The sequence below is a fragment of the Flavobacterium sp. WG21 genome (assembly GCF_000335775.1).
Classification (GTDB): domain Bacteria; phylum Bacteroidota; class Bacteroidia; order Flavobacteriales; family Flavobacteriaceae; genus Flavobacterium; species Flavobacterium tructae.
Genome location: NZ_AMYW01000006.1, coordinates 144,318 through 157,664, shown reverse-complemented (window position 1 = coordinate 157,664; position 13,347 = coordinate 144,318). Strand labels below are relative to the sequence as shown.

Genomic DNA, 13,347 nt, shown 5'->3' with positions numbered 1-13,347 from the left:
CTCTAACTTTACATAAAAGAGAAATATTATGTTATCAAAAAATATCGAAACAGCTTTAAACAAGCAAATCCGCATAGAGGCAGAATCTTCGCAAACCTACCTTTCTATGGCTTGTTGGGCTGAAGTACACGGACTGGAAGGAATTGCGCAATTTATGTACACACAGTCAGACGAAGAGCGCGCGCACATGCTAAAGTTAATAAAGTATGTAAACGAACGCGGAGGTCACGCTCATATTACTGATCTAAAAGCACCTAAAACATCTTATTCGACTTTCAAAGAAATGTTTGAGGAACTTTACAACCACGAACTTTTTGTTTCAAAATCAATCAACGAATTGGTACACATTACTTTTGAAGAAAAAGATTATGCAACACATAATTTCTTACAATGGTATGTTTCTGAACAAATCGAAGAAGAAGCGACAGCTAAGTCAATCTTAGATAAAATTAACTTAATTGGAGATGACAAAGGCGGACTATACTTGTTCGACCGTGATATTCAACAATTAACGGTTACAAGTTCGATCGCTATCAACCCAAAATAAAAAAAGTTAAAGTTTATTTAGAACATTTAAAAATAACTTTTTTCTTTTATATTTGTCTCTGTTTTTATAATACAGAGGAAAATTGAGCAAGAAAGAAAAAGACAAGGACAAAAAAAAGGATAAGAAGAAAAAGAAGAACAAAGCTGCTATCCTTGAGAACATTAAGAAGTTGGAAAACTGTAAATCTTCTTGTTGTGAGAAATACAAAAAAAGCGAAAAGAAACGTTGCTCACGTTGTCCTATGTTTGATTTATTCAAAAAAACTGCTTAACGAAATATACAAACCCACCAACCGGTGGGTTTTTTAGTTTAATGCCCTGACCACCCTCAGAACAATAATTATAAGCTGCAGCTGCAACGTGAATTAATCTATTGTGATGTCTTGCAACGATTGAAATCGTTAGTAATCTTTACTTTGTAAAAACGAGATCTTTAATAATCAAATCTTTGCGTAACTTTGCTTTTCTCCATTGCGTTCCTTGCGGTTAAAATTAATCTCAAATTTTTTACGATTCATTCAGTTCATCTATGAAAAACGACATTACGATACCCAAATCCAGTCTTGATTTTTTATCTCTGCTTAAAGAAAACAATAACAAGCCCTGGTTTGAGATACATAAGCAGGAATATCTAATCGAATTAAATCATATTGAAACCTTTGCAGGCGCTTTGCTGCTAGAACTTTCGAAAACAGATGTTCTGGAAACAGCTTCGGGCAAAAAAAGCGTTTATAGAATTTATCGTGATATTCGCTTTTCTAAAGACAAAACTCCTTTTAAAACCTTCTGGGGAGGCAGTTATACCAGAGCAACAAAAGAAAAACGCGGCGGTTATTATTTTCATCTCGAAAAAGGAAATAGTTTTCTGGCCGGCGGTTTTTGGGGGCCAAACGCGGCAGATCTCAAACGCATCCGAGCCGAATTTGGTCACGATTCTCAAGCTATGCAGAAAATAGTACAGTCAGAATCTTTTATCAGCACTTTTGGGACTTTGCAGGGAGAGCAACTTAAAACGGCTCCCAAAGGCTACGACATAAACCATGAAGCTATAGATTTACTCCGTTACAAATCGTTTCTGCTTATCAGGCGTTTTACTGATGAGGAGGTGCTGAGTCCTCTTTTTCTGGAACAGGCTCTCACGACTTTTAAAAACATGAGGCCCTTTTTTGATTATATGAGTGAAATATTAACAACAGATATTAATGGTGCTTCCATTTTATAAAATACAAACCGGACAGGTTTTTGAAACCTGTCCGGTTTAGATTATCGACCGTCAATACTATTTACTTCAATAGTAAAATTTCATTTACGACTACCTCAGTAATAAACTTTTTCTCTCCGTTTTTGTCGTCGTAGCTTCTGTGAGTCAGTTTGCCTTCAACAGCAATTTCTTTCCCTTTTACGACAAACTTTTCGATTATTTCGGCCGTTTTACCCCAGGCTGTAATTCGGTGCCACTCGGTTTGTTCGACTTTCTCTCCTTTGTCATTGGTATACTTTTCATTGGTAGCGATACTCAAATGTGCTAATTTTCTACCGTTTTCTAATGTTTTAATTTCCGGATCGTTTCCTACGTTCCCAATTAACTGTACTCTGTTTTTCATTGCATTCATGGCGTATAATATTTAAATGTTAGTATAAAATGAATTCGTTCATCAAATTCAACAGGACAAAGATCTGACGAACGCAAGCAATTATCCGGTAGACAACTATTTACTTTCGGTTGTAACTATTTGTAACCGTTTGTAAATGGAATTTATTTTGTATATTTGAGAGAAACCTTACGATATGCAGACAAAAATCAATAAAGTCGAATTGCGAAATTTGGAATTCGATGACTATAAGCAGCTAAAAGATTCTATGGTAGAATCCTATCCCGAAATGGCAGATTCGTACTGGAAAGAGGACGATATTAAAAGACTACTTTCTATTTTTCCAGAAGGACAGCTTGTTATACTGGCAGATGGAAAAGTCGTAGGATCGGCTTTATCCTTAATTGTCGATGAAAAGCTAATCGACAAAAGACATAATTACAAACAAGCAACAGGAAACCATACTTTTTCGACCCATAATAAAAATGCAGAGATCCTCTACGGAATCGATGTTTTTATTCACCCTAATTATCGCGGTTTACGTTTAGGCCGACGTTTATACGATGCCCGAAAAGAACTTTGCGAACAGTTAAATCTAAAAGCAATCGTTTTTGCCGGCAGAATTCCAAACTATGCCCAGCATTCCAAAAAGCTTACTCCAAAAAATTATATCGACAAGGTAAAACATAAAGAATTACACGATCCGGTACTTTCGTTTCAGTTAAGTAATGACTTTCATGTATTGCGAATCATTAAAAATTACCTTGAAGGCGACGAAGAATCGAAAGAATTTGCGGTACTTTTAGAATGGAACAATGTGTATTACGACGAAAGTCCAAAATTAATTAACCTCGAAAAAAGTGTTATTCGTTTGGGACTGATTCAATGGCAAATGCGCCCGCTTAACAATATTGAAGAATTTTTTGAGCAGGCCGAATTTTTTATCGATGTCGTTTCGGGTTATGGAAGTGATTTTGCTTTGTTTCCCGAGCTTTTTATAGCACCTTTAATGGCCGATTACAATCATTTATCGGAAGCCGAAGCCATTCGTGAACTGGCCCGATATTCAGATCCTATCCGTAAGCGTTTTCAGGAATTTGCCATTTCGTACAATATCAATATCATTACCGGAAGCATGCCTTATCTGGACAATGGAAACCTTTACAATGTTGGTTTTCTTTGCAAAAGAGACGGAACTTCGGAAATCTATACTAAAATCCATGTAACTCCAAATGAAGTGCAGCATTGGGGAATGAAAGGCGGCTCTCAGTTTAAAACTTTTGATACTGATTGTGGAAAAATCGGTATTCTGATTTGCTATGATGTTGAATTTCCGGAGCTTTCTAGAATTATGGCCAATGAGGGAATGAACATTTTGTTCGTGCCATTTTTAACCGATACTCAAAACGCCTACACCAGAGTAAAACACTGTTCGCAGGCACGTGCCATCGAAAATGAATGTTATGTCGCTATTGCCGGCTGCGTGGGCAATCTCCCGAAAGTAAACAATATGGATATTCAATATGCTCAGGCCTCTGTTTTTACACCTTCAGATTTTGCTTTTCCGAGTAATGGAATAAAGGCCGAAGCAACTCCAAATACAGAAATGACTCTTATAGTTGATGTTGATCTGAACCTGCTGAAACAGCTACACGAACATGGAAGTGTACGCACGTTAAAAGATCGAAGAACCGATTTGTACGAAGTTAAAAAGATAGATTCATGAAAACATGCCTCGAATGCTCTGAAAAAATTGTAGGTAGGGAAGACAAGAAATTCTGCTCAGACAGCTGTCGAAATGCTTACAATAATAAAATAAATAAAGACAGTACAAATTTCATGCGTAATGTAAACAATAAATTACGAAAAAATTACCGAATTTTGAGCGAACTAAACCCTAACGGGAAATCTAAAGCAACAAGGGATAAAATGACAAACAAAGGTTTTGATTTCGATTTCTTTACCAATATCTTGCAGACCAAAACAGGAAACACCTACTATTTTCTGTATGACCAAGGATATCGCTCTTTGGATAATGATTATTTTATGCTTGTTAAAAAAGAAATATAGTACCTATCTACCATGAAAAAAAACCAGACCTCAATTCTAGCCATAGTTTGCATTCTTGCCATTCTTGGTATTATATACGCCACAATGATGCCGCAGGTAATCTCTAAAGGAGATGAGGCTCTTGCTGAGTTTTCTACGGACAGAGCTTTAAATCAAGTTAAAATTATTGCGCAGAAACCGCACTATGTGGGTTCTCTCAATCATGAACTGGTAGCCAATTATCTTAAACTTGAACTGAACCAAATTGGTTTGGAAACCAGTGTTCAGGAAGGCTTTACTTTAAATGATAGAGGACTTCTTGTAAAATCAAAAAACATTCTTGCCCGCATAAAGGGTACCAACAATACCAAGGCGCTTTTACTTCTTTCCCATTACGACAGTGCTCCACATTCTTTTTCAAAAGGGGCAAGTGACGACGCTTCAGGTGTTGCCACTATTCTCGAAGGAATTCGTGCTTTTTTATATGCAAAACAACCGCATAAAAATGACATTATCATTCTTTTTTCGGATGCTGAAGAACTGGGATTAAATGGTGCGGCTCTTTTTGTAAACAGCCATCCATGGGCAAAAGATGTAGGTTTGGTTCTTAATTTTGAGGCCAGAGGATCCTCAGGTCCAAGTTATATGTTAATGGAAACCAATAAAGGAAACAAAGCATTGGTAAAAGAATTTTCTAATGCAAAAACTACTTATCCGGTTTCCAATTCACTTATGTACAGCATCTACAAAATGCTTCCCAATGATACCGACTTAACGGTTTTCAGAGAACAAGGAAACATACAGGGATTCAACTTTGCTTTTATAGACGGTCACTACAATTATCACACACAACAAGATGATGTTCAGCACCTGAACAAAACGACTCTGGCTCATCAAGGAACTTATTTAATGCCTTTATTAAAATATTTTTCCAATGTAGATTTAAATACTACAACTTCAACAGAGGATGATGTGTACTTTACCGCTCCGTTCTCCTTCATTAATTATCCTTTTTCATGGGTATGGCCAATGACAATTATTGCTTTAGGATTGTTGATTATTTTCATCTTTATAGGAAAAGCAAAACGTGTTATCACTTTCAGAGAAATATTCAAAGGATTTGTTCCTTTATTGGGATCTCTTATCATAGCTGGTGTGGTAACCTTTTTAGGATGGAAAATTGTTTTACAGATTTATCCGCAATATTCTGATTTATTGAATGGATTCACCTACAACGGTCATGCTTATATCGGTGCGTTTGTAACACTAAGTATCGCCATTTCATTTGCCTTCTACCATCATTTTTCAGAAGCTAAAATCACCATGAATCATTTTGTAGCGCCATTGCTGCTCTGGATCATCATAAATGCATTTGTAGCTAATAGTCTGGCAGGTGCCGGTTTTCTGATCATACCGGTATACTTCGGCATATTCCTGTTCGGAATTTTTGTTCTTACTCAACATTATAGTCTCGGACTCAATCTACTGTTTAGTATTCCGGCATTTGTTATCATCGCTCCCTTTATTGTGATGTTTCCGGTTGGTTTAGGATTAAAAATACTCTTTGTAAGCGCTATTCTAACTGTATTACTTTTTACATTGGTATTACCGATATTTGGCACGTTTGCTAAAAAAGGGATCTGGACAATCTTTTTCTTTGCTGTTTCAATTGGCTTTTTTGTCTATGCGGGATACCACTCCGATTACGAACCAGGAAAAGCAAAATCAAACAGTTTACTGTACGTTTACAATGCCAATACCAACTCTGCTCTTTGGGCCACTTATGATGTTAACCTTGACGATTGGACCAAAACTTATTTAGGGCAAAAAAACCAGAGCGCTGTTGGCTTAAATACATTACCAATAGCTAGTAAATACAATTCGGGCTTTACATATAGTGCGATTGCTCCTGTAGTCGACATACCGAAACCAACCATTGCATTTTTAAAAGACAGTGTGGTTGGCAATAACAGGTATTTAAAAATAAAAATCACCCCAAACAGAAAGGTAAATCGTTATGACATTTATGCCAATCCAAAAATGACTTTTTTCAATTTCAAAGCTAATGGAGTTGCAACTTCAGGACAAAAAGGAAATCGTCTTGAACGCAATGGCATGAAAATCTTATGTTACTATGTGGTAGGTAATGAACCTCTTGTCATGGAATTTTATACCAACAAATTAACGGCTCTGGATATGGAGTTAATTGAAAGTTCTTTCGATTTGATGACCAATCCGCTACTTAAAGTAAAACCAAGAAGTAATTGGATGATGCCAACACCTTTTGTACTCAATGATGCAGTACTCATTCAGCAAAAAATAAAACGCTACACAACACCCGCAACTGTTCCTGCACCTACAGCAATAGTGAAAGACAGTACAGTCCTAAAAAAAGACAGCTTAAAACCTATTGCAAAGCCAATTGTAAAACCACAATAAAAACACTTATTATGGCAACAAATATCTCTACAGTTCTTTTAAATGCTCCATCTGAAAAAGTCTGGAATACACTCACTCAACCTGAGTTGGTCAAACAATGGCAATACGGCAGTGACTTAATCACGGACTGGAAAATTGGTAATGAAATCAGATTTAGAAACGAATGGGAGGGTCAGGTTTTTGAGCAATGGGGAACTGTTTTGGAGATTATCCCCAATCAGAAAATCAAATATTCCTTATTCTTCCCCAGACCGGAATTAGAGGACAAACCCGAGAATTACTTCGTAATGAGTTATGTCTTAACAGAAGAAAATAAGAAAACAAAACTCGAAATTGTTCAGGAAGACAATCGCCCCGGAGCAGTTCAGGAAAAACCTCAGGGTGAAGAAAACCCAATTTTACAAGCTTTAAAAACTTTAATCGAATCGTAAAGACGATAATTTATCGATACAAAAAATCGGTAAATTTTAATTCTTATAGCTTTACAGCTTTAAACACAAAATGACACAAATAAGTATTCTAGGCTGTGGCTGGCTGGGGTTACCTCTGGCTAAAAAACTAACCGCAAAAGGACATCTGGTCAACGGATCGACAACTTCTGAAAGTAAACTTACTATTTTAAAAGAATTAGGCATAAATCCTTTTCTGGTTACACTTGAAAGCGAAAGTATTTCCAATACCATAACTGATTTTTTAACCGAAAGTGAAATCTTAATTATCGATATTCCACCCAAATTAAGAGAAAGTAAAACCAATGTTGCCACTTCTACTGAAATGGTATTTGTTCGAAAAATGGAGAATCTAATTCCGTTTATAGAAAAATCAACGGTAAAAAAAGTACTTTTTGTAAGTTCTACCGCAGTTTACGGAAACGACAACACAACGATCACAGAAGATACGCCCCCAAATCCGGAAACCGAAAGTGCTAAACAATTGCTTTTAACGGAGACTTTGCTTCAAAAAAATCAAAACTTTGCAACCACCATATTGCGTTTTGGCGGTCTAATTGGAGAAGATCGACATCCGGTAAAATTTCTGGCCGGAAAAGAAAACCTTGAAAACCCTGATGCTCCGGTAAATCTGATTCATCAAAACGATTGTATTGCCATCATCGAGGCAATCCTAAATCAGTCTAAATGGAACGAAGTTTTCAATGCCGTAGCACCTTTTCATCCAACGAGAGAAGAATACTATACCCAAAAAGCAAAAGAACACAATCTGAATCCACCGAAATTCAGAGCTGAAAAGTCAAACATTCAAAAGGTCATTTCAAGTAAGAAAATTGAATCGGTTTTAAATTATCAATTTAGACGGGACCATTACTAAAAGCCTCGTATCCGGTTGAGCGAAGTCGAAACCTACTTATAAGCCTGCCACTTCACTCAGGACAACAATCGTTTGCCCAAACATAAAAAACTTAAATTACCTCCCTAACTTGTATCATTTAAAAAAAACTTTGCGAACTTTGCGATAAATCTTTACTCCTTCGCGGTAAAAACTTTACGTTTAAAACTATGGAAACAGTTTATGTCAATTCACCATTAGGAATCACTAAGATCGTTGGAGATGAAGACGGCATTGCTATTGTCTCTGTTTCTGATGTTGGCGACAATGACATTTCGCAAACCATTCCTAAAGTTCTGGAAGAGGCCGTTTCACAGCTTCAGGAGTATTTTGATGGTAAAAGAACCGACTTCGATTTAAAACTAAACCCAAAAGGAACGGACTTCCAGCAAAAAGTATGGAAATCACTTTTAGAAATTCCATACGGAAAAACCATCAGCTATATGGATCAGACCAAAAAACTGGGAGATATAAAAGCTATTCGCGCTGTTGCATCAGCAAATGGTAAAAATCCACTGTGGATTGTGGTTCCCTGCCATCGTGTTATTGGTACAAATGGTTCTTTAACAGGTTATGCAGGTGGTCTTTCCCGCAAAAAATGGCTCCTGGAACATGAGAATCCCAGTACGCAACAGCGTTTATTTTAGTTTCTGAACAAGACATACCTTTACGAAAGCTGAAGGTAAAAAAGTATCGAAGTCTTAAAAATATAAGCTATTTCTTATTTTTAAAATCATTTGCGTACTTTTATAAATCTAAATGCCTAAAAATATAAGACGTCTCCATAATGATTGAAAAAATTAACCTTAACAACATTCTTTTCCTTGATATTGAAACGGTACCGGAAGAGGAAAATTTCAATTCGCTTGACGAAGAAATGCAGTCTCTTTGGGATCAGAAGACACAATACCAGCGTAAAGACGATTTTACTCCCGAAGAATTTTATGAACGTGCCGGAATCTGGGCAGAATTTGGTAAGATTGTGTGTATTTCGGTTGGCTATTTTACCATCAAAGGTGATGTTAGAAATTTTAGGGTAACCTCTTTTTTTGGAGATGAAAAGAAAATCCTGCGCGACTTCAACAATCTCCTCAACAATCATTTCAATAAACCACAGCACCTGCTGTGCGGACACAATGCCAAAGAATTTGATATTCCGTTCATTGCACGACGTATGATCATCAACCAGATTGCAATTCCGGAAAAGCTCAATTTATTTGGCAAAAAACCCTGGGAAATAGCTCATTTAGACACTTTAGAATTATGGAAGTTTGGCGATTACAAGCACTTTACCTCTTTAAAACTTTTGACCAAAATTCTGGGAGTTCCCTCTCCAAAAGGCGATATCGATGGCAGTCAGGTCGCACATGTTTTTTATGTCGAAAAAGACATTGACCGAATTGTAACCTATTGTGAGAAAGACACCATAGCAGTAGCTCAGATTTTTCTTCGCCTGCGTCGTGAAGATTTATTAATTGACGATGAAATCATTCATGTGTAATACCGCTTTAAACAATGGATTCAAAAATAGCACAGCTCAGGCTCATCTCTCAAAAACTTCATAAAACGACTCACAGTACTCCACAAGAAATTGTGCAGCATTTAGGTGCAATGCAGGCTCAGGACTATGCAATGGCAAAATGGGCAGTTGGCTCCCGTTGCGATGCTTCAGAAAAAGCGATTGAAGAAGCTATCAACTCGGCACAAATTATCCGAACTCATATTTTACGACCTACCTGGCATTTTGTTTCTGCCGATGATATTTACTGGATGCTGGATCTTTCAGGCCCACAAGTCAAACGCATTGTAACCTCTTACGTAAAAAAATACGGTTATGATGCTAAGAAACTAGATCAGACTAATGCCGCTATTCAAAAAATACTCGCAGGAAACAATCATCTCACCCGTGAAGAAATCATGCAGGAACTTAGCATTACTAAAACTCCTAGTCCTGATCATTTAAGCGGCCCCATTATGATGTATGCCGAGCTCGATGGTTTGGTTTGTAACGGAAAAATGAAGGGAAAACAAATGACGTATGCTTTACTTGAAGAAAGAGTTCCGAAAACACAAGGCAGACTAACCCAAGAGGAAGGCTTGATAAAATTAGCCCTTCGATACTTTGAAAGTCATGGCCCTGCTACTCTTCTCGACTTTTCCTGGTGGTCAGGTTTCTCCCCTACCAGCTGTAAAAACATCATTAATGCAATCGAATTACAATTAAACTCTATTACTATTGAAGATCAGAAGTATTGGTTCAAAAATAATATTTCTACCGAAGATGACTTCCGCGAAAGCATTCATTTTCTTCCGGCTTTTGATGAAATATTAATTTCGTATAAATCCCGAGAAGCATCCATTTTACCAGAACATCAACCAAAGGCTTTTACCAACAACGGTATTTTCAAACCTATAATTCTGGAAAACAGCAAAGTCATCGGAACCTGGAAACGCACCATCAAAAAAGATCATGCCAAAATAGAAACTCAATTTTTTAACGAGACAGAAAATCATAAAAAGGCAATTCTTTTTGAAGGCATTAAGCCTTTTGAAAACTATTTAGGAACCAAAATTCAAATCGAATAATTTGAATTTTCACAAAACCGAATTGCTTTCAATGAAATACTTCCTGTTTCCTCTTTAAAATCCTTGCGCGTTTTAGGGTTAAATAATTACATTTACAAAAAAATATAATTATGGTATTGAGCAGATTTTGGTTAGCTATTTTTGTGTCTTCAATTTTATTTGTCGTAGTGAGTTTGTTTACCGGCAACAGTTATACGCTTGATTTTATTTTGAACGGACAAAAAGATGACCCAATTCTGGTATCTGAAAAATATCTGGAGCAGATTCCTGCTTTTGTGAGAGACAGTATCGACTTAAAAGAAGATAAAACCATGATTGTAAACAGGGATTTAACAAATCCTGATACTACTTATGTTTACAAAAACAAAACGGTAAAAATTTACAGTGGTGTACAAAAATCAGACGGTTTACTACCAACCTGTAAAAGTACTTTGATCGACATTATCATTCCATTAATTGCCTACTTAGCCTTTTTCTGCGGATTAATGGAACTTTTAATCGTTTCCGGAGCTTCCGAAAAATTGGCAAGATTCCTAAGTCCGATGTTTACCAAAGTGTTCCCTACGGTTCCTAAAAATCATCCTTCGATATCCTATATGACCTTAAATTTTGCAGCAAACTTCCTTGGTTTAGATTCTGCTGCCACTCCATTTGGACTAAAAGCAATGGAGAGCTTACAGGAACTGAATGTAGAAAAAGACAAGGCAAGTGATGCTCAAATCATGTTTATGTGTCTTCATGCATCTGGTCTGACTTTAATTCCAACTTCAATTATTGGATATCGCGCCGCAGCAAATGCCGCCAATCCGGCGGATGTTATGCTTCCATGTATCATTACTTCGCTAATTGGAACTGTCGCAGCATTCCTGATTGTGGGAATCAGACAAAAAATAAATTTCAAAAGTGCTTCATTGGTACTTGCTTTAATGGCTATTATTGCTGCGATCATAGGATTATTGTTCTATGTCAATCATTTAGATTTAATCGGAAAAAACTATTTTACTTCTAATCTTTCAGGATTGATGTTGGTTGGAATCATTGGAATTACACTCATTTTCTCCTTCATTCATGAGAAGAAATTTGTAGCACAGGACACTACAATGTTCGATACTTTCGTAGAAGGTGCTAACAATGGTTTAAAAACCGGAGTTAAAATATTTCCTTATGTTTTAGGAATGTTGGTTGCCATCTCTCTTTTTAGAAATAGCGGATTGTTTGAAATTATAAGCAATGGAATTGGATTTCTCTTTAGCAGTATCGGCGTAAGTTCCGAAATCATAAATGCGTTACCGGTTGCATTACTTAGACCTTTTAGCTCAGGAGGTTCCAGAGGATTCTTACTGGATTCGATGAGTACTTTCGGAGCAGATTCCCTTACCGGACGTTTGAGCAGTATTTTCCAATGTAGTGCCGAAACTACTTTTTATGTGATTGCGGTTTACTTTGGATCGGTAAACATTAAAAACACCCGATACGCGCTTACCACTATGTTACTCGTTGATTTTATTTGTGTAATCGCTGCGATTTTTGTGGCAAGTTGGTTTTTTTAAAGCTTAGTAAAAAATAGTATTTTTCTTATTTTTTATTAATGACGCATAGAAATATTTTGTATTATTGTTGCTTGTATAATGCAAAATACTCAAAATGGCAAACACCTATCATCAAGTTTATATACAGGCCGTTTTTGCTGTAAAATACAGAGAAGCACTTATTAGTAGCGAATGGAAATCGAAATTATTAAGCATTCTTGGTCATCTGATAAACGAAACGGGATGCAAAACCATAATTGTAAATGGTACCGAAAATCACGTTCATTGCTTTTTGGGTTTAAAACCAAATGTTTCAATTTCTGAACTAATGAAAACCATAAAAGCAAAATCATCAAAATATATCAATGACCATAAGCTGACAAAATCCAGATTCGAATGGCAGGAAGGTTACGGTGTTTTCTCATACAGCCAATCACATGTTGATGCGGTGTATAAATATATTCAAAATCAGGAAGAACACCACAAAAAGCAATCTTTCAAAGAAGAGTATTTTACATTTTTAGAGAGATTTCAGGTTTCTTATGATGAAAAATATCTATTTAATGATCTTATATGAACCGATCCGATGGATCTTTAAATCCCATTGTCGCATATTTTTTAAACCGGATTAAAATCCGGCCCTACAATATTGGTCGAGCCGAAGACTCTTTCTCAAAGATTACAAATTCCGCAGGAATGACCTCTTTTGTAGCAACGGATTTTAATCCGTTGATTAATAAAAACAACCATGTTTAAAAAAGTTCCGTAGGAACAAAACATATTAAAATGCTATATTTTACAAAACCTAAAAATATAAACCGATCCGATGGATCTTTAAAACCCGTTGTCGAATATCTTTAAACCGGATTAAAATCCGGCCCTACAATATTGGTCGAGCCGAAGGCTCTTTCTTAAAGATTACAAATTCCGTAGGAATGGCCTCTTTTGTAGCAACGGATTTTAATCCGTTGATCAATGAAACAACCATAATTCAAAAAGTTCCATAGGAACGAAACATATTAAATACGATCTTTTACAAAACCTAAAAATATAAACCGATCCGATGAATCTTTAAACCCTGTTGTCGAATATTTTTAAACCGGATTAAAATCCGACCCTACAATATTGGTCGAGCCGAAGGCTCTTTCTCAAAGATTACAAATTCCGTAGAAATGACCTCTTTTGTAGCAACGGATTTCAATCCGTTGATCAATAAAAAAACCATATTAAAATAAGAACCATTTAATCAAAGCCTAAAAAAT

Annotated in this window: 14 protein-coding genes; 13 read left to right on the top strand and 1 reads right to left on the bottom strand. The window is 36.3% G+C overall.

What is annotated here, in order from left to right; translation table 11 throughout:
* Positions 1-28 precede the first annotated feature (28 nt).
* From C245_RS0107040 to C245_RS0107030, 3 genes are all read left to right on the top strand, one after another.
* Positions 29-547: a ferritin gene (locus C245_RS0107040; RefSeq protein ID WP_017495882.1), complete on the top strand. Its 519-nt coding sequence runs from the start codon at positions 29-31 to the stop codon at positions 545-547.
* 82 nt (positions 548-629) lie between these two features.
* Positions 630-818 carry a hypothetical protein gene (locus tag C245_RS0107035; RefSeq protein WP_017495881.1) on the top strand — a complete coding sequence of 63 codons (189 nt, stop codon included), beginning with the start codon at positions 630-632 and terminating at the stop codon, positions 816-818.
* A gap of 257 nt (positions 819-1,075) precedes the next feature.
* Positions 1,076-1,768: a DUF2461 domain-containing protein gene (locus C245_RS0107030; RefSeq protein WP_017495880.1), complete on the top strand. Its 693-nt coding sequence runs from the start codon at positions 1,076-1,078 to the stop codon at positions 1,766-1,768.
* Between the two features lie 61 nt (positions 1,769-1,829).
* Here C245_RS0107030 and C245_RS0107025 read toward each other — a convergent pair whose 3' ends face one another.
* A complete protein-coding gene (locus tag C245_RS0107025; protein ID WP_017495879.1) occupies positions 1,830-2,159 on the bottom strand; it encodes a single-stranded DNA-binding protein in 330 nt (109 codons plus the stop codon).
* A gap of 175 nt (positions 2,160-2,334) precedes the next feature.
* Between C245_RS0107025 and C245_RS0107020 the strand changes: the two genes are divergently transcribed.
* The 10 genes from C245_RS0107020 (at position 2,335) to tnpA (ending at position 12,662) form a co-directional block, all read left to right on the top strand.
* Complete coding sequence (locus C245_RS0107020; protein WP_017495878.1) at positions 2,335-3,864, top strand: bifunctional GNAT family N-acetyltransferase/carbon-nitrogen hydrolase family protein; 1,530 nt, start codon at positions 2,335-2,337, stop codon at positions 3,862-3,864.
* Positions 3,861-4,208, top strand: coding sequence for a hypothetical protein (locus C245_RS0107015; protein WP_017495877.1), 348 nt, complete (start codon positions 3,861-3,863; stop codon positions 4,206-4,208). Before C245_RS0107020 ends, C245_RS0107015 begins: the two co-directional genes overlap by 4 nt.
* A gap of 12 nt (positions 4,209-4,220) precedes the next feature.
* On the top strand, positions 4,221-6,626 hold the full coding sequence (locus tag C245_RS0107010) for a M28 family peptidase (protein WP_035746361.1): 2,406 nt from the start codon (positions 4,221-4,223) through the stop codon (positions 6,624-6,626).
* A gap of 11 nt (positions 6,627-6,637) precedes the next feature.
* On the top strand, positions 6,638-7,057 hold the full coding sequence (locus C245_RS0107005) for an SRPBCC family protein (protein ID WP_017495875.1): 420 nt from the start codon (positions 6,638-6,640) through the stop codon (positions 7,055-7,057).
* Between the two features lie 70 nt (positions 7,058-7,127).
* Complete coding sequence (locus C245_RS0107000; protein WP_017495874.1) at positions 7,128-7,952, top strand: NAD-dependent epimerase/dehydratase family protein; 825 nt, start codon at positions 7,128-7,130, stop codon at positions 7,950-7,952.
* Positions 7,953-8,140: 188 nt separating this feature from the next.
* A complete protein-coding gene (locus C245_RS0106995) occupies positions 8,141-8,617 on the top strand; it encodes a methylated-DNA--[protein]-cysteine S-methyltransferase (RefSeq protein ID WP_017495873.1) in 477 nt (158 codons plus the stop codon).
* Positions 8,618-8,757: 140 nt separating this feature from the next.
* The gene (locus tag C245_RS0106990) at positions 8,758-9,471 is read left to right on the top strand and encodes a 3'-5' exonuclease (protein ID WP_017495872.1); all 714 of its coding nucleotides are present in this window, start codon (positions 8,758-8,760) and stop codon (positions 9,469-9,471) included.
* 14 nt (positions 9,472-9,485) lie between these two features.
* The gene (locus C245_RS0106985) at positions 9,486-10,556 is read left to right on the top strand and encodes a winged helix DNA-binding domain-containing protein (protein WP_017495871.1); all 1,071 of its coding nucleotides are present in this window, start codon (positions 9,486-9,488) and stop codon (positions 10,554-10,556) included.
* A 110-nt stretch (positions 10,557-10,666) separates the two neighbouring features.
* Entirely contained in the window at positions 10,667-12,106 is a 1,440-nt protein-coding gene (locus C245_RS0106980) for a nucleoside recognition domain-containing protein (RefSeq protein WP_017495870.1), read from the top strand.
* Positions 12,107-12,200: 94 nt separating this feature from the next.
* Positions 12,201-12,662, top strand: coding sequence for an IS200/IS605 family transposase (gene tnpA / locus C245_RS0106975; protein WP_017495869.1), 462 nt, complete (start codon positions 12,201-12,203; stop codon positions 12,660-12,662).
* Positions 12,663-13,347: the final 685 nt, after the last annotated feature.

Excerpts from the sequence above, each read along its gene's own strand:
- C245_RS0107010 (WP_035746361.1), top strand. The coding sequence starts at position 4,221 with ATGAAAAAAAACCAGACCTCAATTCTAGCCATAGTTTGCATTCTTGCC.
- C245_RS0107015 (WP_017495877.1), top strand. The coding sequence starts at position 3,861 with ATGAAAACATGCCTCGAATGCTCTGAAAAAATTGTAGGTAGGGAAGAC.
- C245_RS0107025 (WP_017495879.1), bottom strand. The coding sequence starts at position 2,159 with ATGAATGCAATGAAAAACAGAGTACAGTTAATTGGGAACGTAGGAAAC.
- C245_RS0106990 (WP_017495872.1), top strand. The coding sequence starts at position 8,758 with ATGATTGAAAAAATTAACCTTAACAACATTCTTTTCCTTGATATTGAA.
- C245_RS0107020 (WP_017495878.1), top strand. The coding sequence starts at position 2,335 with ATGCAGACAAAAATCAATAAAGTCGAATTGCGAAATTTGGAATTCGAT.
- C245_RS0107000 (WP_017495874.1), top strand. The coding sequence starts at position 7,128 with ATGACACAAATAAGTATTCTAGGCTGTGGCTGGCTGGGGTTACCTCTG.
- C245_RS0106985 (WP_017495871.1), top strand. The coding sequence starts at position 9,486 with ATGGATTCAAAAATAGCACAGCTCAGGCTCATCTCTCAAAAACTTCAT.
- C245_RS0106980 (WP_017495870.1), top strand. The coding sequence starts at position 10,667 with ATGGTATTGAGCAGATTTTGGTTAGCTATTTTTGTGTCTTCAATTTTA.
- C245_RS0107005 (WP_017495875.1), top strand. The coding sequence starts at position 6,638 with ATGGCAACAAATATCTCTACAGTTCTTTTAAATGCTCCATCTGAAAAA.
- tnpA (WP_017495869.1), top strand. The coding sequence starts at position 12,201 with ATGGCAAACACCTATCATCAAGTTTATATACAGGCCGTTTTTGCTGTA.
- C245_RS0106995 (WP_017495873.1), top strand. The coding sequence starts at position 8,141 with ATGGAAACAGTTTATGTCAATTCACCATTAGGAATCACTAAGATCGTT.
- C245_RS0107030 (WP_017495880.1), top strand. The coding sequence starts at position 1,076 with ATGAAAAACGACATTACGATACCCAAATCCAGTCTTGATTTTTTATCT.
- C245_RS0107040 (WP_017495882.1), top strand. The coding sequence starts at position 29 with ATGTTATCAAAAAATATCGAAACAGCTTTAAACAAGCAAATCCGCATA.